Origin of the sequence: Amycolatopsis sp. WGS_07 (genome assembly GCF_045278895.1) — a bacterium.
Classification (GTDB): domain Bacteria; phylum Actinomycetota; class Actinomycetes; order Mycobacteriales; family Pseudonocardiaceae; genus Amycolatopsis.
The window spans coordinates 7901281-7924374 of sequence record NZ_CP136053.1; the positions used below are offsets into that span (position 1 = coordinate 7901281).

The 23094-nt window shown below is 70.1% G+C and carries 21 protein-coding genes; 13 read left to right on the forward strand and 8 right to left on the reverse strand.

Features of this window, described 5'->3' with window-relative positions:
• The first annotated feature begins 39 nt into the window (after positions 1 to 39).
• Positions 40 to 1011 (forward strand): SRPBCC domain-containing protein, encoded by a 972-nt coding sequence (locus RPX00_RS37075; protein ID WP_406632430.1) that lies wholly within the window; start codon positions 40 to 42, stop codon positions 1009 to 1011.
• Positions 1011 to 2033, forward strand: a complete 1023-nt coding sequence (locus tag RPX00_RS37080; protein ID WP_406632432.1) for a methyltransferase — start codon at positions 1011 to 1013, stop codon at positions 2031 to 2033. The genes RPX00_RS37075 and RPX00_RS37080 overlap by 1 nt, the downstream gene beginning before the upstream one ends.
• Here RPX00_RS37080 and RPX00_RS37085 read toward each other — a convergent pair.
• On the reverse strand, positions 2030 to 2296 hold the full coding sequence (locus tag RPX00_RS37085) for a MoaD/ThiS family protein (protein WP_406632434.1): 267 nt from the start codon (positions 2294 to 2296) through the stop codon (positions 2030 to 2032). The genes RPX00_RS37080 and RPX00_RS37085 overlap by 4 nt on opposite strands.
• 344 nt (positions 2297 to 2640) lie before the next feature.
• Here RPX00_RS37085 and RPX00_RS37090 point away from each other — a divergent pair, with 344 nt between their 5' ends.
• On the forward strand, positions 2641 to 3330 hold the full coding sequence (locus RPX00_RS37090) for a winged helix-turn-helix transcriptional regulator (protein WP_406632436.1): 690 nt from the start codon (positions 2641 to 2643) through the stop codon (positions 3328 to 3330).
• Positions 3331 to 3675: 345 nt separating this feature from the next.
• Here the strand turns inward: RPX00_RS37090 and RPX00_RS37095 are convergent, their stop codons facing one another.
• Positions 3676 to 5220: a long-chain-fatty-acid--CoA ligase gene (locus RPX00_RS37095; protein WP_406632438.1), complete on the reverse strand. Its 1545-nt coding sequence runs from the start codon at positions 5218 to 5220 to the stop codon at positions 3676 to 3678.
• A 119-nt stretch (positions 5221 to 5339) separates the two neighbouring features.
• Between RPX00_RS37095 and RPX00_RS37100 the strand changes: the two genes are divergently transcribed.
• On the forward strand, positions 5340 to 6743 hold the full coding sequence (locus tag RPX00_RS37100; RefSeq protein WP_406632440.1) for an FAD-dependent oxidoreductase: 1404 nt from the start codon (positions 5340 to 5342) through the stop codon (positions 6741 to 6743).
• Positions 6744 to 6763: 20 nt separating this feature from the next.
• Here the strand turns inward: RPX00_RS37100 and RPX00_RS37105 are convergent, their stop codons facing one another.
• Complete coding sequence (locus RPX00_RS37105; RefSeq protein WP_406632442.1) at positions 6764 to 8518, reverse strand: 6-bladed beta-propeller; 1755 nt, start codon at positions 8516 to 8518, stop codon at positions 6764 to 6766.
• Between the two features lie 285 nt (positions 8519 to 8803).
• Between RPX00_RS37105 and RPX00_RS37110 the strand changes: the two genes are divergently transcribed.
• Genes RPX00_RS37110 through RPX00_RS37125 form a run of 4 tightly spaced genes read left to right on the forward strand, consistent with a single transcriptional unit; the run spans position 8804 to position 13424 of the window.
• A complete protein-coding gene (locus RPX00_RS37110) occupies positions 8804 to 10006 on the forward strand; it encodes a methyltransferase domain-containing protein (protein WP_406643221.1) in 1203 nt (400 codons plus the stop codon).
• The gene (locus tag RPX00_RS37115) at positions 10003 to 10872 is read left to right on the forward strand and encodes an NAD-dependent epimerase/dehydratase family protein (RefSeq protein WP_406632444.1); all 870 of its coding nucleotides are present in this window, start codon (positions 10003 to 10005) and stop codon (positions 10870 to 10872) included. Before RPX00_RS37110 ends, RPX00_RS37115 begins: the two co-directional genes overlap by 4 nt.
• 26 nt (positions 10873 to 10898) lie before the next feature.
• Positions 10899 to 12008 carry a DegT/DnrJ/EryC1/StrS family aminotransferase gene (locus RPX00_RS37120; RefSeq protein WP_406632446.1) on the forward strand — a complete coding sequence of 370 codons (1110 nt, stop codon included), beginning with the start codon at positions 10899 to 10901 and terminating at the stop codon, positions 12006 to 12008.
• 6 nt (positions 12009 to 12014) lie between these two features.
• Positions 12015 to 13424 (forward strand): NDP-hexose 2,3-dehydratase family protein, encoded by a 1410-nt coding sequence (locus tag RPX00_RS37125; RefSeq protein ID WP_406632448.1) that lies wholly within the window; start codon positions 12015 to 12017, stop codon positions 13422 to 13424.
• Here RPX00_RS37125 and RPX00_RS37130 read toward each other — a convergent pair.
• Complete coding sequence (locus RPX00_RS37130; protein WP_406632450.1) at positions 13411 to 13956, reverse strand: carboxymuconolactone decarboxylase family protein; 546 nt, start codon at positions 13954 to 13956, stop codon at positions 13411 to 13413. The genes RPX00_RS37125 and RPX00_RS37130 overlap by 14 nt on opposite strands.
• Before the next feature lie 99 nt (positions 13957 to 14055).
• Here RPX00_RS37130 and RPX00_RS37135 point away from each other — a divergent pair, with 99 nt between their 5' ends.
• The 5 genes from RPX00_RS37135 to RPX00_RS37155 all read left to right on the forward strand — a co-directional run bounded on the left by RPX00_RS37135 (position 14056) and on the right by RPX00_RS37155 (position 18910).
• Positions 14056 to 14223, forward strand: a complete 168-nt coding sequence (locus RPX00_RS37135; RefSeq protein ID WP_406632452.1) for a hypothetical protein — start codon at positions 14056 to 14058, stop codon at positions 14221 to 14223.
• A complete protein-coding gene (locus tag RPX00_RS37140; protein WP_406632454.1) occupies positions 14220 to 15698 on the forward strand; it encodes a TldD/PmbA family protein in 1479 nt (492 codons plus the stop codon). The genes RPX00_RS37135 and RPX00_RS37140 overlap by 4 nt, the downstream gene beginning before the upstream one ends.
• A gap of 116 nt (positions 15699 to 15814) precedes the next feature.
• On the forward strand, positions 15815 to 17032 hold the full coding sequence (locus RPX00_RS37145; protein ID WP_406632456.1) for a metallopeptidase TldD-related protein: 1218 nt from the start codon (positions 15815 to 15817) through the stop codon (positions 17030 to 17032).
• A complete protein-coding gene (gene add, locus RPX00_RS37150; RefSeq protein WP_406632458.1) occupies positions 17029 to 18045 on the forward strand; it encodes an adenosine deaminase in 1017 nt (338 codons plus the stop codon). The genes RPX00_RS37145 and add overlap by 4 nt, the downstream gene beginning before the upstream one ends.
• Positions 18046 to 18064: 19 nt before the next feature.
• Positions 18065 to 18910, forward strand: coding sequence for a maleylpyruvate isomerase N-terminal domain-containing protein (locus RPX00_RS37155; RefSeq protein ID WP_406632460.1), 846 nt, complete (start codon positions 18065 to 18067; stop codon positions 18908 to 18910).
• Between the two features lie 5 nt (positions 18911 to 18915).
• On the opposite strand, the gene RPX00_RS37160 is transcribed toward RPX00_RS37155, so the two are convergent.
• From RPX00_RS37160 to RPX00_RS37175, 4 genes are read right to left on the reverse strand one after another with little or no spacing between them, the layout of a single operon-like run.
• Positions 18916 to 19815 carry a homocysteine S-methyltransferase family protein gene (locus tag RPX00_RS37160; protein ID WP_406632462.1) on the reverse strand — a complete coding sequence of 300 codons (900 nt, stop codon included), beginning with the start codon at positions 19813 to 19815 and terminating at the stop codon, positions 18916 to 18918.
• The gene (locus RPX00_RS37165) at positions 19812 to 20939 is read right to left on the reverse strand and encodes a trans-sulfuration enzyme family protein (RefSeq protein WP_406632464.1); all 1128 of its coding nucleotides are present in this window, start codon (positions 20937 to 20939) and stop codon (positions 19812 to 19814) included. The genes RPX00_RS37160 and RPX00_RS37165 overlap by 4 nt, the downstream gene beginning before the upstream one ends.
• Positions 20939 to 21811 carry a class I SAM-dependent methyltransferase gene (locus RPX00_RS37170; protein ID WP_406632466.1) on the reverse strand — a complete coding sequence of 291 codons (873 nt, stop codon included), beginning with the start codon at positions 21809 to 21811 and terminating at the stop codon, positions 20939 to 20941. The genes RPX00_RS37165 and RPX00_RS37170 overlap by 1 nt, the downstream gene beginning before the upstream one ends.
• Positions 21808 to 23094, reverse strand: coding sequence for an aminotransferase class V-fold PLP-dependent enzyme (locus RPX00_RS37175; protein WP_406632468.1), 1287 nt, complete (start codon positions 23092 to 23094; stop codon positions 21808 to 21810). Before RPX00_RS37175 ends, RPX00_RS37170 begins: the two co-directional genes overlap by 4 nt.

Here is a 23094-nt window from a genome sequence, read left to right on the forward strand (position 1 = left end):
TGCGGCTAACTTTTTGCGAATGACTGGGGCGACGACGTGATGCGGCCTGACCTCTCGGACCGGCCGTTCGAGGCTACTGTCGTCCATGACACCGACGCCTCGCCCGAGGTCGTCTTCCGCGCCTGGGCCCACCGGTTCGACGAGTGGTTCGCCGAACCGGGCGCTATCTGGATGAAGCCCGAACCAGGCGTCCCGTACTTCTTCGAGACCTTCCACATGGGAACGCGGCACCCGCACTACGGGCGGATCCTCGCGTACGAGGCGGACCAGCTGCTTGAGATGACCTGGCTCAACGAGGCCGGCACGCGCGGGGTGGAGACCGTGCTGCGGGTCGAGATCGAACCCCGCGGCGACGGTTCCCGCCTGCGCCTGACCCACGCCGGTTTCCGTGACGAGAAGACGAGTGCCGAGCACGGCGAGGCATGGGAGTTCCTGCTCCGCGACCGGCTCGACCCGTTGCTGGCCCGATCCCCCAAGGGAGAGACGATGACCACCTCGGTACGGCAGCAAGAGTACGAGATGCTCTTCGACGCCTTCGATGTCGACCACGACGGGCAGATCGGGCAGCTCGACCTCGACGTTCTCGTCCAGCGCTGGTGCGTGGCCCTGCAGGTGCCGCCCGGCCACCCGGCGTGGAACCAGATCACGCACAAGGCGAACCGGCTGTGGCAGGACCTCATCGGCCACTTCGACGAGGACGGCGACAAGCGGGTCAGCAAACAGGAATGGGTGGATTCGCACGAGCAGCCCGGCTTCGTCGAAAAGGCAGCCGCGCCATGGGCGATCGGCGTGTTCGACATCGGCGACCCGGACGGCGAAGGCCGCGTCTCGCTGCAGCGGTGGATGACCTGCCAGACGGTGACCGGCTGGGACCAGGCGGAAAGCCTCAAGATGTTCCAGCAGCTCGACGACGACCAGGACGGCTACGTGCAGCGCGACAAGTTCGTCGCGTACATCGAGGAGTTCTACAGCACCACCGAGAACCGGTGGTGGTCACAGCAGCAGGCCTGATGAACTCCGCCGATCAGTCCGCGCTGTTCCTCGTCTCCGAGGCGATGAGCTACACCTACGCGGCCGCCCTGCGCGCCGCCGCGGCTCTCGGAGTCGCCGACCACATGGCGGACGAGGCTTGCGACGTGGCCACCCTCGCCAAGGCGACCGAGAGCGATGCCGCCGGGCTGCGCCGCGTCCTGCGCTTGCTCGCGGCCCGGGGCATCGTCTCGACGGAGGGCCCGGACCGCTTCCGGCTCACCGCCGCGGGCTCCGCGCTGCGCAGCGACGCCCCGAAGTCGGTCCGGGAGGCGATCCTGATGCTCACCGACGACATGTTCTGGCGGACGAGCCACGTCGTAGGCGACACGCTCCGGACGCAGTCGCCGTCGTTCGCGGCGATCTTCGGCAGCACCATCGACGACTACTTCGGCTCCGACCCCGCGAAGGCGGATCTGTTCTACGCCGGGATGGAAGCCGTCTCCGCCGCCGAGAACCAGCTGACCGCCCGCGCCTGCGAACTGCCCGGCTCCGGCACTGTCGCGGACATCGGCGGCCGATACGGCGGATTTCTGCATGCCGTGCTGGAGGCCAATCCTTCGCTGCGGGGCATCCTGTTCGACCGGCCGGACGAGGTGGTCAAACACCAGCCGGCGGTCGAGGGGCTTGCGGGGCGGGTGGAGGTCGTCGCGGGTGACTTCTTCGAGTCGGTTCCGCCGGCCGACGCGTACCTGTTGAAGCGGATCATCCACAACTGGGACGACGACCAGAGCGTGCAGATCCTGTCCAACTGCCGTCGGTCCCTCCGGCCGGGCGGGCGGGTGCTCGTCATCGACGCGTTCGTGCCGCCGGGCGACGAGCCGCACGACAGCAAGGCGATGGACTTCATGATGCTAGGCGCGCTCTCCGGGCGGGAGCGCACCGCGGGCGAACTCGAACCGCTGATCACCCGGGCGGGACTGCGGCTGTGCCGCGTGGTGCCCACTGGGACGCCGCTGTCCGTCGCGGTGGCCGAGGCGGCCGAGCGTCCTATGCGGAACTAGCCTCCGGCCATCGGCGCGAGCAGGATGACGGTGCTGCCCGCAGGCACGACGGTCGCGGCACGCTGCTTTCGGGGCACCAGGTGGTCGTTCACCGACACGTTGACGAACAGCAAAGGCTGACCGTCCGGCCCCAGCACGCGCTCCCGGCAGTCGGGGCGTTGCGCGACAAATCGCTGCAGGACCTCGAACAGCGAGCCCTCCTCGACCTCGAACTGCGAGCGCCGATCCGCCGTCCACACCGACGGAACCACTATCGTCACCACTGTGGACCTCCTCAGCCGACCCCGCACAATACTATAATTTTCCTTAGTGACTTGCACGGACGTCCCGCGCGCCTGGACCTCGTCGGCAGCTGTCGCGGCGTGCGGCGGTTCGCCAACGGAGTTAGGGTGTCTCCAGAAGAGGAGCGAACTTCGATTCCGTCGGCAAGTCACTACGCATTGATTGGGTGGAGCCTTCTGCACCGCTATTCGGGACAGCAGTCGCCCGGTTGGTCGGCGTCCCCGAAATCAGGCGGCTTTCCTGCTGTTCAGAAGTTGCGGCGACTACCGGTTAAACTAGTGGTCGCAGGTGGCCTGAGTGCGGTTATAGGTAGCGGAGGTGCGGCGTGACGAGCCGGCGGAGTTATCACCAGTACTGCGGCCTCGCATCCGGGCTTGACGTCATCGGCGAGCGCTGGACCCTGCTCATCGTCCGCGAACTGCTCATGGGGCCGGCGCGCTACAGCGACATCCTGGCCAACCTGCCGGGGATCGGCACGAACCTGCTGGCGGAACGCTTGAAGTTCCTGGTCGCCAAGGGCGTCGCCCGCCAGGTCGACGTGCGCGGCACCGGCGCGCAGCTGGCCTACGGGCTGACCGAGGCCGGAGAGGAACTCCGGCCGCTGATTCTGGGGCTGGCGCGATGGGGCATGGAGTTCGTCGGCGATCTCAGCCCCGAGGACACGGTGCGGCCGCACTGGGGTTTCCTCGCGGTCGAGGCCATGCTCGACCAGGAGCGGGTGGCTCCGGACCTCGCGGAAAGCTACGAGTTCCAGGTCGACGACCAGGTGTTTCACATCGAGACGGCGGAGGGTCAGGCGCGTGCGGTGAAGGGCGAAGCGACCGAGCCTGCCATGCATGCCAAGACTGACGCCGCCACCTTCGTGGAGATCGGCGCGAGCCGGCTGACACCGCTCATGGCGATGGTGACCGGTCGGCTGACCTTGGAAGGCGACATGGACGCGGTCGTCCGATGCTGCGATCTGCTGGGTCTGGACGCCGGGACAGACGCCGCTGGCATCGCGGGAGCCCGATAGCGGTCTCGTCCCGCGCTGCCGCCGAGATATTCGACGTCGCAGCGCGGTTTCAGCATCTGCACCGCGCCGGAACCGCGCTTTCCGCCGTTTTCTCTCTGCCTGTCGATGGAATGATCCGCGACCCTGCCGTAATTTGCGCGGGGACCATTCGACGCCAACCAAGGCTGAGTCCTCGCGCTACAGCTGTGCCGCTGACGAGCATGAAGAGCTTTGCGGCAGATTAAGAAACAGTTCCCGCGGCAGCGCGATCGCGAGGCGAATAATACCAACGGCGAGCGTAACGGAATTAGCACGAAGCCTCGGTCACCGAAATTGGCGAGGTTCGGATTAATGGTTCCTTTCCGATCAGTGGATAGCCCGCTCCTGCCTTTCCCAGTACGGTCGGCGCAACTCGCGTTTGAGCACTTTGCCCGCCGCCGAGAGCGGGAGCGTGTCGACGACGTCCAGCGAGCGGGGCGCCTTGTACGCGGCGATCCGCCGAGCGCAGAAGGCACGCAGATCCTCCAGTGATACGGCGGCGCCGTCGACCGGGACGACGACCGCGTGCACTCGCTCGCCCCACGTGTCGTCCGGCACCCCGATGACCGCGCACGTCGCCACGCCCGGGTGCGCGGCGAGGCAGTTCTCCACCTCGACGGAGTACACGTTCTCGCCGCCGGAGATGATCAAGTCCTTGAGGCGGTCGGTGAGAAAGAGGTAGCCCTCGTCGTCCATCCAGCCGACGTCGCCAGTGTGCATCCAGCCGTTGCGCAGCGCCTCGGCGGTCTCGTCGGAACGGTTCCAGTAGCCGAGCATGAGGTTGCCGCCGCGCACGACGATCTCGCCCACCTTGCCCCGCGGCAGCTCGGCGTCGGCCGCATCGACGATCCGCACCTCGCAGTGCGGCGCGGCGCGGCCCACGGACTTGCGGCGCGCCGAGTCCTCGTGATCGGCGGGCCGCAGGATGGTGGCCGCGGGGGCCAGCTCGGTCATGCCGTACCCCTGGATGAACCGGGCGTTCGGCAGCGCCGTCATCGCGCGGGCGATCAGGGCGTCCGACATCGGCGAGGCGCCGTACATGACCCGGCGCACGCTGCTCAGGTCGTACTCCCCGATCCTCGGGTGGTCGACGATCATCTGGATCATCGTGGTCACCAGCGTCAGATCGGTCACTTCATATTCCTGTACGGCCGTCGCCACGGTCAGCGGGTCGTACGTCGCGGTCATCACCTGCGTCCAGCCGAGCACGCCGCTGAAGACCCAGGTGGTGAACGCGGCGAGGTGGAACATCGGCGAGGCGTACAGCAGGACCCCGCCGGGCTCGAAGCCGTCGGTGGCCAGCCAGCCCATGGCCGAGGTCAGCAGGTTGTCGTGGCTCAGCATGACGCCCTTGGACCGGCCGGTCGTGCCGCCGGTGTAGAAAACGCCCGCGAGCTGGTCGCCGCCGCGGCGGGCGTCCTCGATCGGTTCGTGGCCCGCGACGAGTTCCTCGAAGGCGTGCAGGCCCTCGGGCGTGGGACCGTCGCCGGAGTGGACGACGTGCGCGAGCCGGCCGTGCCCAGCCCGGATCTCCTCGGCGAGCCCGGCGAAGGCGTCGTCGGCCACCAGGATCCGGGCGTCGACCTCGGCCAGCGAATCGGCGATCTCCGCGACGCTCCACCGGTAGTTGACCGGGACGACGACCCCGCCCGCCCGCAGCGTCGCGGCGGCGGACTCGTGGAAGCGGTCGGAGTTGACGGACAGAATCGCGGCCCGGTCGCCGTCGCGGAGACCGAGCCCGCGGAAGGCGGCGGCGAGGCGGGCGACCCGGTCGGCGGACTCGGCGTGCGTGCGCACGCGACCGGCGCACACGGTGCCGATCCCGGCCGGCCGCTGCTGGACGACGCGGTGCAGACCCTGGGTGAGATACATGGCGCCTCTCCGATCCGTCGGCACGTGCCGGACTCGAGGGTCACGATGTCTGTACTGCCATCCTGATCGGAAAAACGCTATCATAATCTTTAGTTACCGTCGGTCGGCGAAGGGCGCGGATGAGCCGGATAGTGGTGTGCGGCGGCAGTGTGATCGGGCTGGCGACCGCCATGATGCTGGCGGCCGACGGGCACGAGGTGACCGTGCTGGAGGCCGACTCCGAGAGCACCCCGCCCGAGGGGCCGGGGACGTGGGAGACGTGGCGGCGGCGCGGAGTCGCCCAGTTCCGCCAGCCGCACAGCCTGCTGAGCCGGTTTCGCTTGGTGTGCGACGAGGAGCTGCCCGGGCTGACCGATCGGCTGCGGGCCGCCGGATGCCTCCCCGTCGACTACGTGCGCCACGCGCCGCCGTCGATCGCCGACCGTGGTCCGCGCCCGGGAGACGAGCGCCTGATGGCGGTCACCGGGCGGAGGCCGGTCGTGGAATCCGTGGTGGCCGCCGCCGCGGCCGAGCATCGAGGCGTCGAGGTCCGCCGCGGCGTGCGGGTGGCGGAACTGTGTCTCGGCACCGACGTCGTGCCCGGCGTGCCCCATCTCACCGGAGTGCGCACAGTGGACGGTGCGGAATTCCCGGCCGATCTGGTCGTCGACGCGATGGGCCGGCGCACCCCGTCGGCCCGTTGGCTGTCCGCGGCCGGCGCCCCGAATCCCCCTGTCGCGGAAGGGGATCGCGGATTCGTCTACTACACGCGCTATTTCACCGCGGCGCAGCGCCCGGAACGCCGCGGCCCTCCCCTGCAGCCGATGGGCAGCGTCTCGTTGCTCACGATCGACAGCGACAACGACACCTGGTCGGTCACGGTGTTCGGGCTCAGCGACGACGCGCCGCTGAAGAGCCTCCGGGATCCGGACGTCTTCACCAGGGTCGCGTCGCTCAACCCCAAGATCGCGCCTTTCCTGGACGGCAAGCCGATTTCCGACGTGGTGGCGATGGCCGGGATCATGGACCGGCACCGGCGCTTCGCGGTCGACGGCCTGCCGGTGGCCACCGGGTTCGCCGCCGTCGGCGACGCGTGGGCGTGCACCAACCCTTCCGCGGGCAGGGGGCTGGCGGTGGGGCTGCTGCACGCGCAGACGTTGCGTCGCGTCGTTCGCGACCACTTGGACGATCCGGCAACGTTCGCGCTCGAGTGGGACGCTCGCACCGAGCAAGACGTCGCGCCGTTCGTGCACGACCAGTTCGAAGTGGACGCGGTGCGGGTCGCCGAGATGGACGCCATCCGCCATGGAAAGCCGCCGCTGCGCGTGGATTCGCCGACCGCGAGGCTGGCCACCGTCGCCCGCTCCGACCCGGAGGCATTCCGCGGTCTGCTCGAGATCTTCCTGTGCACAGCCCTGCCCGCGGAGGTGTTCGCCCGTCCCGGAATCGCCGAACTCCTCGAGAAGGCCGACGCGGAGGCAAGGCCGCACCGAGCGGCCGGGCCGGAGGACCGGGCGCGGCTCCTGGCCGCGCTGGAGCCCTGACCTCCGGGCCCGGCCTCGGGTCAGCTTTCCGTCACGTTCATATTGAAGACCTGGATGCGGTCGTTGGCCGGAATCGCCACCAGGATCCGTGCCGCCTGCGCGTCGAGCAGGAGGTCGCCGCAGGTCTGGCCGGTGACCGCCATCGTGCCCTCCAGGTCTCCGCTGGCCGCGTTGAAGACCTGCACCCGGTCGTTGCCGGGATCCGTCACCGCGAAGCTGGTGCCGGCCCGATCGGCGCTCACCGATCCCGGCATCCGGAAGTTGCCCTCCTCGACGCCCTCGGTGCCGATGCTGCGCTCGAAGACGCCCCGCGAGTCGAAGATCTGGACGCGGTGGTTCCTGCCGTCGACAGCGGCGATGCGGTCGCCCTCTAGCGCGGCGACGCTGATCTGGAAGCCGTTGAACTGGCCCTCGCCGTCGCCGTTCTCGCCGAACTGGAACTGGAACTTGCCTGCGGAGTCGAAGACCTGCACCACGCTGTTCCCGCCGTCGCCGACGAAGATCCGGCCCGCGGAGTCCACGGCGATGCCGGACGGGGTGTTGAAGGTGCCCTCGCCCCGGCCAAGGCCGCCGAACTCGAGCTGGAACTCTCCGTCGGGCGAGAACACCTGTACCCGCTGGTTCCCGGGATCCACGACGTGAATGCGGTCCTGTGCGTCGACTGCCAGCGAGGTGGGAATCGTGAGGAAGTGGAACTGGCCGCGGCCCGAACCCAGCTCCCCGAACGAACGGACGAGATCGCCGTCGGGGGTGAGGACCAGGATGCGGTGGTTCCGCGTGTCGGAGACGATGATGTTGCCCTTCGAGTCCTGGCCAAGACCGATCGGGAAGTTGAAATCGCTCTCGCCGAAGGCGTGCACCGTGCGCTTCCGGACGACCCCGAACTTCGCCGTGTACTGCCCGTCCGGCCGGAACACCTGCACCCGGTCGTTGCCCGAGTCCGCGACCACGACGTTGTTCTCGCGGTCCACCGCGACGTGGAACGGGTAGTTCATCTCGCCGTCGCCGAGACCGAGCGAGCCGAACTGGCGCAGATACCGGCCCGAGGAGTCGAAGACCTGCACGCGGTTGTTCCCGGCGTCGGCCACGATGATCTCGTCGTCGGCGTTGACCGCCACTCCGAAGGGCCAGTTCAGCTCGCCGTCGCCGGTGCCGAGCGTCCCGAAGTGGGCGACGTGCGCGCCGGAGGAGTCGAAGATCTGGACGCGGTTGTTCCCCTGGTCGGCGACGATGATGCGGTCCTGGCTGTCGGTGGCCACGCCGATCGGCGACTTCAGCTGCCCGGCGTCCGCGCCCAAGGGGCCGAAGCTGAACTGGAACTTTCCGTTCTTGTCGAAGACTTTGACCTGTCCGCGCGGGCGCTCCTGCTTCACGTGCGGGTTGGCGCCGGCGTTGTCCGTGACGATGATGCGGTTCCGGCGGTCGGCCGCGATGCCGCACGGGCTGATGAAGTCCTGCTCTTCCCAGCCCGAGCCGCCGAACGTGGACAGGTGGTGGCCGTCGATGCCGAAAATCTTGACCACGTGCCCGTCGAGGATGAGCACCCGGCCGTCGGCGTCGATGGCGGAGTCGATGGGATAACGCCACTCCGTATCGCCGTGGCCGTCGCCCCGGAAGCGGCCGCCCTCGGTCCGCTGGCGGGTGTCGAGCCACAGCGGCGCCTGCGTCGGGCCGGGGTTGGCGATGTTGTTGCGGAACGTGTACGGCGCCGCCTGCGACAACGCCGCGCCGCTCGGTTTGAACACCTGGACGTGGGGCGGTCGGGTGCACCCCACGATCACCACGAGATTGCCGGCTTGATCGATCGAAAGTCCTTGCGGGTTGCGGAACTCTCCCGGAGCGCTGCGCCTTCTGCATCTCGATCCCCTGACTTTCGTAGTCGGGGCCATGCCGGGCGGGGTTGCCACGGCTGGCTTCCCGCCTGGGTATCTTACTTAAGTTTCCTATGGCGTCAAGGCTGGTCACCGCTTCGGCGGACCGAGGTCCTCGGCTGCCTCAGCACCCCGTGAATATCACTTGACTGATGTATAGTGACCCGGGTGGCTGAAGCGGTGTGCCGGATGTGCAGCGGGCCGGTCGAGGAGTTTCTCGACCTGGGGCTCCAGCCGATCTCGCAGCAGTACCGGGCCCCGGACGACACCTCCGGCGAGTTCCGCTTCCGGCTCGCGGCCGGGCAGTGCGGCACGTGCACGCTGGTGCAGCAGCTCGACGCGGTTCCGGCGGAGCTGATGTTCCGGGAGGACTATCCGTTTCTCTCGTCGAGTTCGAGCCGGATGAGCCGGCATTTCCTCGGCGTGGCCGACGACCTGATCCGCACCGCGCTCGCCGGGCCCGACCCGTTCCTCGTCGAGATCGGCAGCAACGACGGCATCATCCTGCGGGCGGCACAGCGGGCCGGGGTGCGGCACCTGGGCTTCGAACCGTCCGGCGACGTGGCGGAAATCGCCGCCGCACACGGCGTACGGGTCAGGAAGGAGTTTTTCGGCGAGGAGTCCGCCCGGGAGGTCGCGGCCGTCGACGGGACGGCCGACGTCATCTTCGCTGCGAACACGATGAGCCACATCCCGGACCTCGGCGAGGTCCTGCGCGGGGTGCACGCGCTGCTCGCTCCGGACGGCGTGTTCGTTTTCGAGGACCCGTACGTGGGAGACGTCCTGGAGAAGACGGCCTTCGACCAGATTTACGACGAGCACTTCTACCTGTTCTCGGCGCGGTCGGTGCGGGAAGTAGCGCGGCGGTTCGGTTTTGAATTGGTCGACGTGCGGCGGGTGCCCGTGCACGGTGGCGAGGTTCGGTACACCCTGGCTCGGCGCGGTCGCCGGCAGCCCTCGCCGGCGGTCGGCGCGCTTCTCGCCGACGAGGAGGCACGGAAGCTGACGGCGCCCGCGACGCTGGCCGGTTTCGCCGAGAGAGTTTCGGGGGTGCGGGAAAGACTTGGCGGGGAACTGTTGGCGCTGCGGCAATCCGGCGCTCGGGTAGTCGGCTACGGCGCGACAGCGAAGAGCGCCACTCTGCTCAACTACTGCGGGATCGGCCCGGAGCTGCTGCCGTTCATCTGCGACTCGACGGCGAGCAAACAGGGTTTGGTGACGCCGGGGACGCACATCCCGGTGCGGCCGCCCGAGGAGTTCGCCCGGCCCTATCCGGACTACGCCCTGCTGCTCGCTTGGAACCACGCGGAGGAAATAGTGGCGAAGGAGCCGGGATTCCGGGAGAGCGGCGGCCGGTGGCTGGTCCATGTTCCCGAGGTGCACCTCCTATGACCGGGCCGTTGGTCGTGGTGCTCGGGGCGACGGGCACGATCGGTTCCGTGGTGGCCGCATCGCTTGCGGAACGACCGGTGCGGGTGCGCGCGGTGAGCCGCCGGTCCGGGGACCTCCGAAAGCCGGAAGAGCTTCGCAAGGCCGTGGACGGCGCAGATGCCGTCGTCTATCTCCTCGCCGACCGTCGTGCGCCGTCGCTCGATTCCGGGGTGATGACCGAACTTCTCGACGCCAAGCCGCCGGTCGTGATCTACGCGGGTACGGTCACGCAGGTCGGTGTGCCGCCGCGGAGTCTTCTCGACGGCACCGAGGAGGACAGGCCGGCCACCGCGTTCGAAAAGGACAAACACGCGGCCGAGCGCGCCCTCCTGCAGGCGACCGCGGAAGGCACCGTGCGCGGAGTATCGATCAGGCTTCCGACGGTTTACGGGCTCAGCGCCGCGAACGGCCGGTTCGACAGCGGAGCGCTCACCTTCGTGCTCCGCCGGGCGATCGCGGGCGAGCCAGTGACCATGTGGCACGACGGAACCGTGCGGCGCGATCTGCTCCACGTGCGGGATGCCGCGACGGCGGTGCTGGCGGCGCTGGACCATGCCGACGAACTCGCCGGCCGGCACTGGCTCGCCGGCACCTGCGTGGGAACCCCGCTCGGCGACGCGTTCCGGATGATCGCCGAGATCGTCGCCCGCCGGACGGGCACCGCGCCGGTTCCGGTGGTCACCGCGCCGCCGCCGCGGCCGTTGAGCGCCACCGATCTGGCGAGCATGGTCGTCGATCCCTCGGCGTTCCAGGAGCGGACCGGATGGGCGGCGCGGGTGTCCGTCCGAACCGGCCTGGAGGACACCGTCGCGGCGGCACTGGCGTGAGCGAGTCAGAGCAACGAGGAGGGCCTGTGCTGCAACGAGTCTGGGGGTACCTGAACGAGTACGCCGCCGAACGGGACGACCTTCTCGACGCGGTGGACACGGTTTTCCGTTCGGGGCAGCTCGTGCTGGGCGAAAGTGTCCGGGGATTCGAGCGGGAGTTCGCGGAGTATCACGGGGTCCGGCATTGCGTCGGCGTCGACAACGGGACGAACGCGATCGCACTCGCGCTGCGGGCCTGCGACGTCGGTCCGGGCGACGAGGTCATCACGGTGTCCAATACGGCCGCGCCGACAGTGGTCGCGATCGACGCGACCGGCGCGACTCCGGTGCTGGTGGACATCCGTGCCGACGGCACCTATCTGATGGACACCGACCAGGTCGAGGCGTCAGTTACGCCGCGGACCCGGGCCATTGTCGTGGTGCACCTCTACGGGCAGTGCGCCGATCTGACGGCCCTGCGCGGGATCGCGGACCGGCACGGGCTGTGGCTGATCGAGGACTGCGCGCAGGCCCACGGCGCGCGCCGGGACGGGGTCACGGCGGGCACCGTCGGCGATCTCGCGGCGTTTTCCTTCTACCCCACCAAAGTGCTCGGTGCCTACGGAGACGGCGGCGCGGTCCTCACCGACGCCGACGATCTGGCGGGCGCGCTGCGCAGGCTGCGCTACTACGGGATGGCCGATACCTATCACGTGGTGCAGACACCGGGGTTCAACTCGCGACTCGACGAGGTCCAAGCGGAGATCCTGCGCCGCAAGCTGCGCAGGCTCGACGGCTACCTCGCCGCCCGGCGCGCGGTCGCCGAGCGCTACGACGCGGCGCTGGCCGGGGTCGAGGCGGTCCGCACGCCGGTCGTCGCGCCGGGCAACACGCACGTGTACTACCTGTACGTGGTCCGGCATCCCGAACGGGACCGGATCATCGAGCGGATGCGCGCCGAGGGAATCGCCTTGACCGTCAGCTATCCCTGGCCAGTGCACCGGCAGACCGGGTTTCTCCGGCTGGGGTACAAGAAGGGCGATCTGCCGGTGACCGAGCAGGCGGCGGAGGAGATCTTCTCGCTGCCGATGTACCCGTCGCTGCCGCCGGCCGACCAGGACCGCGTGCTCGACGCCCTGCTGCGCGCGATCGGCTGACCGGACATGACGAGCGGAACGAGGGCGCTCGCGGCGCCGCATCCGGACGACGTCGTCGATTCGCTGCCCGCCTTCCGCGCGTGGTGGGCAGGGCGGTGCGCGGCGAACCGGATCGACGTCGCCGAAGCGGCGCTCGATGACCTGGACGGCTGGGAGTTCCAGCCGGACACCGGGAACCTCTCGCACGTCAGCGGCCAGTTCTTCTCCGTCGCCGGGCTGGAAGGCGTCCGCGGCGGCCAGGTCGTCACCCGGCAGCCGGTCATCTGCCAGCCCGAGATCGGCATACTGGGCATCCTGGTCGCCGAGCACCGCGGTGTCACCTACTGTCTCCTGCAGGCCAAGGCGGAACCGGGCAACTGCAACGGGGTGCAGCTCTCCCCTACCGTGCAGGCCACCCGCAGCAACTACACCCGGGTCCACGGCGGGCGCAGGCCACCGTATCTGGAGCACTTCGCCGGGGTGGCGACGCGGCGCGTCCGCACCGACGTGATCCAATCCGAACAAGGCTGCTGGTTCTGGCACAAGAGCAACCGGAACATGATCGTGCGCGCCGAGGAACCGGTCGCCGTCGAACCGAATTTCGCCTGGCTGCCGCTGCGCCTCGTGTGGGATCTGCTGACCGTGCCGAATCTGGTCAACATGGACACTCGCACGGTGCTGTCCGGCATGCCCGCCGACGTCCCCGAGATCCGCGCCGAGACGGCCGCCGATCCCTTCCGCGCCGCACTGCTGCGGTCCTGGCGCGGCACGCGGGCGCTGCACCCCGAACGGGCCGTGCTGAGCTGGTTCGCCTCGGCGAAGGCGGAATGCGACGAGCAGGCCCGGACGATCCCGCTGAACGAGGTCGACGGGTGGCTGTGCGGCAGGCACGAAATCGTCGACCGGGACCGGTCGCGGTTCCGCGTCGTCGGGGTGCGCGTGCGGGCCGCCGACCGGGAAGTCGCCCGGTGGACCCAGCCGCTGCTGGAACCGTTCGGGACTGGGGTGGCCACCCTTTTCGTCCGCGTGCTCGACGGGGTGGCGCACCTGCTGTTCCAGGCGAAGCCGGAGTTCGGGCTGCTCGACCGGGTCGAGCTGGCGCCGACCGTCCAGGCGCTGGCGACCGAGCCGATCCCGGACGCCGAACGGTCATGGTGGCCCGGCCGCGGCACGGTCCGGTTCGACACCGTGCTGTCCGAGGAGGGCGGCCGGTTCCGCAACGCGCTGACCCGGTACCGGATCGTCGAGGTCGGCCCGGAGGTGTCGCTGACGCCGTCGCCGCGGCATCGCTGGCTGACCATGCACCAGGTGAGCGAGCTGATCCGGCACGGGCACTACTTCAACGTCGAGGCGCGCACGCTGGTGTCGTGCCTCGGCACGCTGCTCGGCCAGGGCAGGCCCGTTGCGGGCGGGGGTGGCGGCTTCAGCCGCGGCTGACCGCGAGGTAGCCGTGATCGACGATTTTCCTCGCCTGGTTCGCATACGCGGCCGGATCAGGCGGTGCGAACGTCGCAAGGCCGTCGACGTAGCGGTTGAACATGCAGAAGGCCGCGGCGATCAGCACCGTGTCGTGGATCTCCAGGTCTGTCGCACCGGCGGTCTTCGCGGCGAGGACGGCAGCCTCGTCGGCCGAGCGACCGTCCTCTCGCACCAGCAACGCGATCTTGAGCAACGCCTTCAGCTTCTCCGAGATCGGCGCCTGATCGGCGTCCCGCGCCGCCGACTCGACCGCTTCCGCACCGCCCGCGAGCTGCGCGGCGGCCACCGCACCGTGCGCCGAGGCGCAGAAGAAGCACTCGTTGCCCCGCGAAACCACGGTGGCGATCAGCTCGCGCTCGCCGCGGCTCAGCGTGCTCGGCCCGCGCAGCAGCACCTCGGCGAGTTCGGAGAGCGGCTTGGCCGTCTCCGGACGGAAGGCGAACAGTCCCAGTATTCCGGGCTGTCCTGGCTCGAGTTCGATGTGCGCCATCCGCCCCTCCGGTCGCTTGGATTGACGAATACGCCAACGTCACTTCTATAATCAATAGTGACCGGCGACGGTGGAGTCAAGGCCGAAGGGTGCCCGGCGATGATCGATCAGGAGGACCCGTTGTTGTTCCTGTTCTCCCCCGAACACCCGGCCGAAGCGGTGCGGCCCGGCGACGCCCGCTACCTCGGCGACCCCGTGCCGCACAGCGCCGAGCACGCCTGGTGGGCGGAATCCGACGCACCGTTCGTCCCGGACCGCGCCCGTTGACGTCCGCGGGGATCGACGAAGCCTTTCTCGCGCTGCCGCTTTCCGGACTCGCCGACGCCGCGTTGAGCCGGGCTCGGGAACTCGGCGCGGCACAGTCGTCGTTCCGGTTCGAACGCGTCCGGAAGGCGCATTCCGTCGTGCATGACCGAGCGGTGCGCGGCAGTGTCGATGAGACCGTGACTGGCTTGTCGGTGCGCGTGCGGAGACGCGACGTCACCGGGTTCTGCGCCATCGCCGAAGCCACGCCCGACGCGGCGGCGCGAGCTTCCGAAGAAGCTGTCGCGGTGGCCGAGGCCGCTTCCGCGCTCGGCGAACGGACCGCCGAGCCGGTGCAAGAACCCGTGTACCGCAACAAAACCTGGGTCTCCCCCGTGGCCGTCGACCCGTTCTCGGCACCGGAGGCGGAGCGCACCGGCACCCTGCTCGACTGGAGCGCCCGGCTGCTGGCAGGGAACCCGGTCAAACAGGTCGTCGCCCACCTGTTCGCCGTCAAAGAGAACAAGTTCTACGCGGACTCCGCGGGCACTGTCACCACCCAGCAACGCATCCGGCTGCATCCGCTGGTGTTCGTCACCGGGGCCGCGGCCGCGCTGCGCACACTGGGCCCGCCCACATGCCGGGGACTCGAATACCTCGACGGCGACGGCTGGGACTGGGACGCCGAACTCGCTGCCCTGCCCGGGCACCTGGCGGAGAAAGAGCGCGCGACGCCGGTCGAACCGGGAGTGCACGACCTCGTCCTCGACCCGTCGAACCTGTGGCTGACCCTGCACGAATCGGTCGGTCACGCGACCGAACTGGATCGCGTGCTCGGGCACGAAGCGTCCTATGCCGGCACGAGCTTCGCCGCGCCGGACAGCCTCGGCTCGCTCCGCTTCGGCTCGTCGCTGATGAATGTGACCGCGGATCGCACGGCCGCGCATGGTCTGGCCACCATCGGGTTCGACGACGAGGGCGTTGCCGCGCAATCGTGGCCGCTCGTGGAAAACGGCGTGCTGACCGGATTCCAGTCCGACCGGGGCACCGCGCGGGCGATCGGGGCCGAGCGCTCCACCGGATGCTCTTTCGCCGAATCGGCCCGGCATGTTCCGCTGCCGCGGATGCCCAACGTGTCGCTGCGGCCCGCCTCGGGCGGCCCCGGCCTGGAAGACCTTATTTCCGGCGTTGGCGAAGGCATTTACCTCGCCGGCTCGGACAGTTTTTCCATCGACACCCGTCGCGAGCACTTCCAGTTCTCGGCGCAGCGTGCCTACCGCATCCGCGACGGGAGGCTGGCCGGGCAACTGTCCGGAGTCGCCTACCAGGCCCGGACCACCGCGTTCTGGCGCGCGCTCGCCGCGCTCGGCGGGCCGTCGAGCTACCAGGTGTTCGGCGCCGACATGTGCGGCAAAGGCCAGCCGATGCAGACCTCCGCGACGAGCCACGGCTGTCCCGCCGCGGTGTTCGCCGGAATCCGGGTAGTCAGGGCCGGGTGAGCGGGCCGTGCAGTGGGCGGCGGAACGCGCCGTGGCGGCGAGCCGGGACTGCGATTCGTGCCTCGCCATCGCCGAGGAGACTTCTGGTCGCGCACCTCCGCTGGTCGCGGAACTCCTTGACTACCAACGGCTTCACGCAAGCCCAGCGGCTCACGGTCGTCGCGGTGGCCGGGGACCGCGCTGGCGTGGTCGCGCGAGAAGGGGACCTCACTCCCGAGGCGATCACCGGAATGGTCCGGGCCGCGGAGCGCACCGCGCGCCGGGCCGAGCCCGCGCCGGACGCCCAGCCGCTGCCCTCCGGCGAGTCGCCGGACTGGGCGGAGCCGCCGGTGCGGACGTCCTTCGGCGACTTCGGCGGGTTGATCCCCGCACTCGCGGACGTGTTCGAGCGCGATGCCCGCTTCTCCGGCTACGCCGAGCGCCAGGTGCGCACGACTTATGCCGCGTCGTCCACCGGGTTGCGGCGGCGCCATGTCCAGCCTTCCGCGATCCTCGACCTCACGGCGGAGAACCGGTGGTCGTCCAGCTGGGCCGGGGCGAGCGCGGCGGATTTCGCGGCCATCGACGCGGCGGCGATGGCGGACCAGGCGACGACGAGGCTGTACCGGACGCCGCGGCGGATCCCGCTTCCCGCGGGCGACTACGAGGTGCTGCTGGCACCGTCGGCCGCCGCCGACTTCATGCTCCGCTTCCACCAGTCGGCGAACGCGCTGGAGGCGCTCGGCGGCGGTTCGGCGTTCAGCGCGCCCGACGGCGGGACCCGCGTCGGCGAGCGGCTGACCGGCGTTCCGGTGACGCTCTACAGCGATCCCGCCGAGCCGGGCCTGGAGTGCGCGCCGTTCGTCCTCGCGCTCGCGTCCACCGCGGCGGAGTCGGTCTTCGACAACGGAATGCCACTGGCGCGCACGGACTGGATCGACGGCGGGGTGCTCAGCGCAATGACCCAGACCCGGTACTCCGCGCGGGAAAGCGGCCTCCGGTACACGCCGAAGATCGACAACCTGGTGCTGGACGGGGGCAGCGGCACGCTGGCGGACCTGATCGCGAACACCCGCCGCGGCCTGCTGGTCTCGTCCGTCTGGTATCTGCGCGAAGTGGATCCGCGGTCGTTGCTGCTCGCCGGGCACACCCGCGACGGCGTCCAGCTCGTCGAGAACGGCGAGATCGCCGGCCCGGTGCGCGACTTCCGGTTCAACGAAAGCCCGCTGTCCCTGCTCGAACGGCTCGCCGAAGCCGGCCGGACCGAACGGACCCTGCCGCGGGAGTGGCACGGCTACTGCACCCGGACCGCCATGCCTCCGCTGCGCGTCTCGGACTTCGGCGTCTGCCCATGACCCCGGACGAATTCGTGGCCGCGCTGCCGAAAGCCGAACTGCACGTCCACCTCCTGGGCTCGGCGAGCCCCAGCACCGTCGCGGAGCTGGCCCGCCGCCATCCCGGACGCGGTGTGCCCACCGAATCCGCCGAAGTCGCGAAGTACTGCGAGTTCACCGATTTCGCCCATTTCCTCGCGGTCTACACCGCCGTCAACCGGCTGGTCACGACCGGAGCCGACATCGAAGCACTGGTCGCCGGGCTCGCCGCCGACCTGGCCCGCGACAACGTGCGCTACGCCGAAGTGACCGTCACTCCGCTCTCCCACCGCAAATCGGGGATCGCGCCGCGCGAACTCGCCGAGGCGCTCGACTCCGGCCGCCGGATCGCGGGCGGTCTCGGGGTCGAGCTGAGCTGGGTGTTCGACGTCTCCGGCGACGACGGCCTGCCGGGCGCCGAGGCGACACTGGAGTGGGTGCTGCGCGAAAGCCCTTCCGGCACCGTGGGATTCGGGCTCGGCGGGCCGGAAGCCGGTGTCCCGCGGCGGCTGTTCCGCGACGTGTTCGCCCGGGCGAAGGCAGCCGGGCTGCACAGCGTGCCGCACGCGGGCGAAACCACCGGACCGGACGAGGTCTGGTCCGCGATCCGGGACCTCGGCGCCGAGCGCGTCGGGCACGGAATCGCCAGCGCACGGGATCCCCGGCTGCTGCGGCACCTCGCCGACCACGGCATCACCCTCGAGATCTGCCCGACCTCCAACCTCCGCACCCGTGCCGTCCCTTCGCTCGCCGAACACCCGCTGCGGCGGATACTGGATGCGGGTGTCCCGGTCGCGCTCGGCACCGACGACCCAGGGCTGTTCGGCACGTCGCCGAACGCGGAATTCCGGACGTGCCGCGACCGGCTCGGCCTTTCCGAGGCCGAACTCGCCACGCTCGTCCGGCACAGTGTCGCCGCCGCGTTCTGCACCCCGGCGGTCGCCGCCGGGCTGCTCAGCGACCTGGATCGGCTAAGCCTTGCTCGGTCAGTTTAATTTCTTATACACTTTTTGAGTGACCGGGCTGATCACCGAAAGCAGCTGGCAGGCGGTGCGCGATTCGCTCGTCCGAACCACGGAAAGATTCGCCCGGCTCGTCGAGACGGCGGCTCCGGAGGCCACGGCGATCGGCCGCTGGACGGTGGCCGAGACAGCCGCGCACGTCGCGACCGTGGCGGAGCTTTACGGCACGGTGCTGCCGGGCGCGTTGCCGCCCCACCCGATCCCTGGGGTGGTGGCGCGAGTCGAAGCTACCGCGCTGGACGAACTCGGCGACCTCAACGCCCTCACCCTCGGACAGCTGACCGAACGCGCTCCCGCGGCGCTGGCCGAGCGGATCGTCGAGGACGTCGACCGGCTCCTCGACGCGGCCCGGACCGCCGAACCGGACCAGCTGGTGAGCTGGCTGGGCGGCGCGCGCCTGCCGCTGGCCGGCTGCTATGCCCACCTGCTCAACGAACTGCACCTGCACGGCCGCGACATCGCATCGGCCGTCGGCGCACGATGGCCGATCCCGCAACCCGACGCCGCGATGGCTTTCGAACTCTTCCTCGTGCAACTGCTGTCCCGCGACACCGGACGGTTGCTGGCCCACGAACCGTTCTCCGACCGGCCGGTGTCGGTGCGGTTTCGCTCCCGCTACACCGCCCCCGTCGTGCTCGAGGCGCGGCGCGACCGGATCGCGGTCCTGCCGGGCGACCACCCCGCTGACGCACAGCTGCACTTCCAGCCTGCGGCGCTGATGCAGGTGCTGTTCGGCCGGTTGAGCGTGGTGCGTGCGGCGTGTACCGGGAAGGCGTTCGTCTGGGGTCGGAAACCTTGGTCGCTGGCCAGATTCCTCGGTGCGGTGCGGTTTCCGTAGCTCGGTCAGTCGACCAGCTGCGGTGCGGCCAGCACCTCCCGCGCAGCCGCGATATGCGCGGGCGTCGTCCCGCAACACCCGCCGAAAATGTCCAGACCGTAGTCGGCACGCCAGCGAGCCAGCAGTTCGGCGAACTGCTCCGGCTCCAGTGTCGAGGGCAGGGCGCGGTCGACGTGCTCGCCCGCAGCCAGGCCAGTCCGGTCCTCGAGATTCGGACACGCTCCGATCAGCCCGTACCGGCCCCGGCACAGCGCGCGGAGGGCGACCTCCGTGGCCTCCGGACCGGTGCAGTTGACCAGCACCGCTTCCGCGCCGTCCCGCTGCACCGCGTGCACCGCCCCGGTTACCGGCTCCCCCGACAGCAGAGTCCCGTCGTCGTTGCAGGCGAAGGAAACCCACGCACGTCCGCCGACGGCGAGCACCTCGCGTACGGCGATACGGGCCTCGCGGATCGTGTTCATGGTCTCGATCAGGAACAGGTCCGCCCCGGCCCGGGACAGCTGGAGTGCAAGCCAGCCGTGTTCGGCGCGCAGTTCGTCGTCCGAGGGCACCAGGTCCGGGCGGTAGCAGTCCTCGACCGGGCCGATCGAGCCGGCGATGAGGGCGTCCGGCACTCGCGCCGCGTTCCGCGCGGCGGCCGCCACCCCGACCGCCGCGTGCACCATCCACGCCTGACCCGCGCCGTCCAGCGTCGTCTTCCTCAGTGCGCGCAGGTTGGTGCGGAAGGTATTCGCCGTGATCACCCGCGCTCCGGCCGCCAGGTACGCCTCGTGCACCGACTGGAGCAGCCGGCGGTTCTGGTCGGTGAGCAGCGCCCGCGTGGTCCACCACGGGTCGCGCACGGACAGGCCGCCGCGCTGGAGTTCGGTCGCGACACCGCCGTCGAGCAGGATGGGATCCGTCATTGTCGTCCTTCCAGCGCGTGGTGCAGGTCCTCCAGAAGATCGGCGGCGTCCTCGATCCCCGCCGACAGCCGGATCAGGTCGTCGGTGATCCCGGCGGCCAGCCGGACCGGGCGGGGAACCGGCCGGTGCGTCATCAGCGCCGGGCATTCGATCAGCGACCGGACGCCGCCGAGACTCACCGCGCAGGCGAACAACCGCGTGCTCGCGAGCAGCTTCTCCGGGTCGCCGCGGTACCGGAAGCTGATCACCGACCCGGGCCCGGACATCTGCGCGGCGGCGAGCGCGTGCCCAGGATGCGATTCCAGGCCGGGGTACCGCACGTCCGCCGCCATCGGCGAGGCGACGAGCGCTGCGGCCAGTGCCCGTGCGTTCTCGACCTGCCGCGCCACTCGCAGGGACAGCGTCTTGACGCCCCGGTGGACGAGATAACAGTCCAGGCCGCCCGGTGCCGCGCCGGTCACCGTGCGATGGGTCGCGAATCGGCGGTGCAGCTCCTCTTCGCGGCAGATCAGGGCCCCGCCGAGCACGTCGGCGTGGCCCGCGACGAACTTCGTCGTGCTGTGCAGGCTCACGTCGGCGCCGAGGTCGAGCGGCTGCTGGAGGGCCGGACCGGCGAAAGTGTTGTCCACGACCACTTTCGCACCGCAGTCGTGGGCCTGTGCGGCGACGCCGGCCAGATCCGTGATCTTCAGCAGCGGGTTGCTCGGGCTCTCCACCCACACCAGAGCCGCGCCCGGCACCGCCCGGCGGACCTCGGCCGGGTCGGCGAGGTCCGCGTACTCCACGCGGATCCCGTACCGCTCCGTCTCGGCGAACAACGAGTAGGTGCCGCCGTACACGTCGTCCGAGGACACCAGCCGATCCCCTGGCGACAGCAGCGAAAGCGCCGCGGCGGCCGCCGCCTGCCCAGAGGAGAACACGGTGCAAAACGGCGCGTCCTCCAGCGAGGCGAGGCATTCTTCCAGGGCTTCCCGCGTCGGGTTCTCGCCCCGTCCGTAGAACCATCGCGGCGGATCCTGCGAGAACCGGTCATAGGTCGTCGCGACGTGGATCGGCGGCACGAGGTCGCCGGTGCCCGGCTCCGGTCGCTGGCCGCTGTGCACCAGCTTGGTGTCGAAGCGCATCAGGCCGCCGGTGAGACGGCTCGCGCCAGCAACGTCTTGCTGGGCAAGAAAACCCGGCCGTCGCCCCGGCGGAACGCGGCCGCGGCGTCCGCGACTTCGGCCCACGTGTCCGGGTCGTCCTCGCTGCCGAACCGCTCGCGCAGCAGCGCCTTGAGCCCCGGCGGGGTCACCGCTTTGGCGTACTCCGCATAGCGCTCCGGCGAGCTGAGCACGAAAGGCGCCTCGAACGAACTGACCTCGATCTGCCCGAACCCGGCCTCTGCCAGCTCCTCGCCGAGCACGTCCGGATCGCCCATGCTGAACGGGCTCGGCGCGCCCTCCCGCGGCGGGGGCAGCTCCAGCCGCCTGGCGAGCACTCCGAAGCCGAGCGAGGTCATCGGAGCCAGCGACCCCGGCGCCGCCCACGTCGCCGCGGCCAGCACCCCGCCCGGCACCAGCATCCGCGCGAGCGACCGCAGCGTCGCCACGCGGTCCACCACGAACATCAGGCCCCACCGGCTCAGCACGACGTCGAACGACGCGGCCGGGCGGTCCAGCGATTCCGCGTCGCCGACCTCGAATCCGACGCTGTCGCCCGGCCGGACCCTGGCGCGGGCGCGTTCGATCATGTCCGGCGCGAGGTCGATGCCGGTCACCCGGCCCCGCGGCCCCACCGCCGAAGCGGCCGCCAGCGCGGGATCGCCGGTGCCGGTCCCGACGTCGAGCACCCGGTGCCCCGGCCGCACGCCGCCGAGTTCGAGCAGGAGCGCGGACACCGAGGCGCCGCCGGTCTCGAACTCCTCGCGACAGACCTCCCAGCCCTCGCTGACCGCGTTCCAGTTCTCCCGCTGGTCCCGCTTGTAGCCGGCGGCGTCGAACCCGGTGGCTGTCACTCGCCCGCCTCCAGGAACCGTTCTTCCGGATGCTCGGTGGTCCAGAACCCGGGTTCGACCGTCGCCACCGCGCGCCGCACGAGGTCGATCTCGGCTTCGGTGTTGTACACCGCGAACGAGAGCCGGACCGTGCCCACGACGCCGAAGCTGTCGACGAAGACGTTCGCGCAGTGCACCCCGCTGCGCACCGCGACGCCGTGCCGGTCGAGGTGCCCGCCCACGTCGTACGGATGGATCCCGTCGACCGCGAAGGACACGATCCCGCTCGGCTCCGCCGTCGGGTCTCCGATGATCCGGACCCGGGACAGGCTGCCCAGCATCTCGGCCGCGGTGCGCACCAGCGTCTCGTCGTGCCGCCGGACCTCGTCCCAGCCCAGTTCGTCCACATAGGACAGCGCGGCGGCCAGCCCGACCGCGCCGGCGACGTTCGGCGTTCCCGCCTCAAGCCGCGCGGGGGCGGGCACGTACGCGACCGGTTCCTCGAAGGTCACGCCTTTCACCGTGCCGCCGCCGACCTGGTAAGGCTCCAGGCGCGAAAGCAGTTCTCGTTTCCCGTACAGCACCCCGGTGCCCATCGGGCCGTAGACCTTGTGCGCGGAGAAGCAGTAGAAGTCCGCGTCGAGGTCCTGCACGTCGACCCGCCGGTGCGGGACCGCCTGCGCACCGTCTACCAGCACCGGGATCCGCAGGCGATGCGCGTCGGCGATCATCCGCCGGACCGGGTTCACCGTGCCGACCACATTGGACACGTGCGCGACGGCCGCGATGCGCACGCGCGGGCCCAGCGCCTCGGCGAACCGCGCCGGGTCCACCCGTCCGGTGCCCTCCGCGGGCACTACGACCAGCTCCGCGCCGGTCGTCTCGCAGAGCCTGCGCCACGGCAGCAGGTTTGAATTGTGCTCCATGCCGGTGACGACCACCTGATCGCCCTCGTGCACCGTCGCTCGGCCGAACGTGTCGACGACCAGGTTGACCGACGCGGTCGTGCCCGCGGTGAAGACGATCTCGTCCGGATGTGCCGCGTTCAGCGCCCGCTGCACGGCCGCGCGCGCCCCTTCGTACACGTCGGTGGCCGCCATGCTCAGCTGGTAGTAGCCGCGCCCCACGTTGCTGTTCGCCTCGGTGTAGTAGCCCAGGATCGCGTCGAGCACCGGCCGCGGTTTCTGCGAGGTCGCGGCGTTGTCGAGGTAAACCAGCGGATCGGGGCCGAATCGCCTGGCCAGAATGGGAAAATCGGCGTGGACGGCCGCCCCGAGCCGCCTGGCGTCCATAAGCTCGGTCAC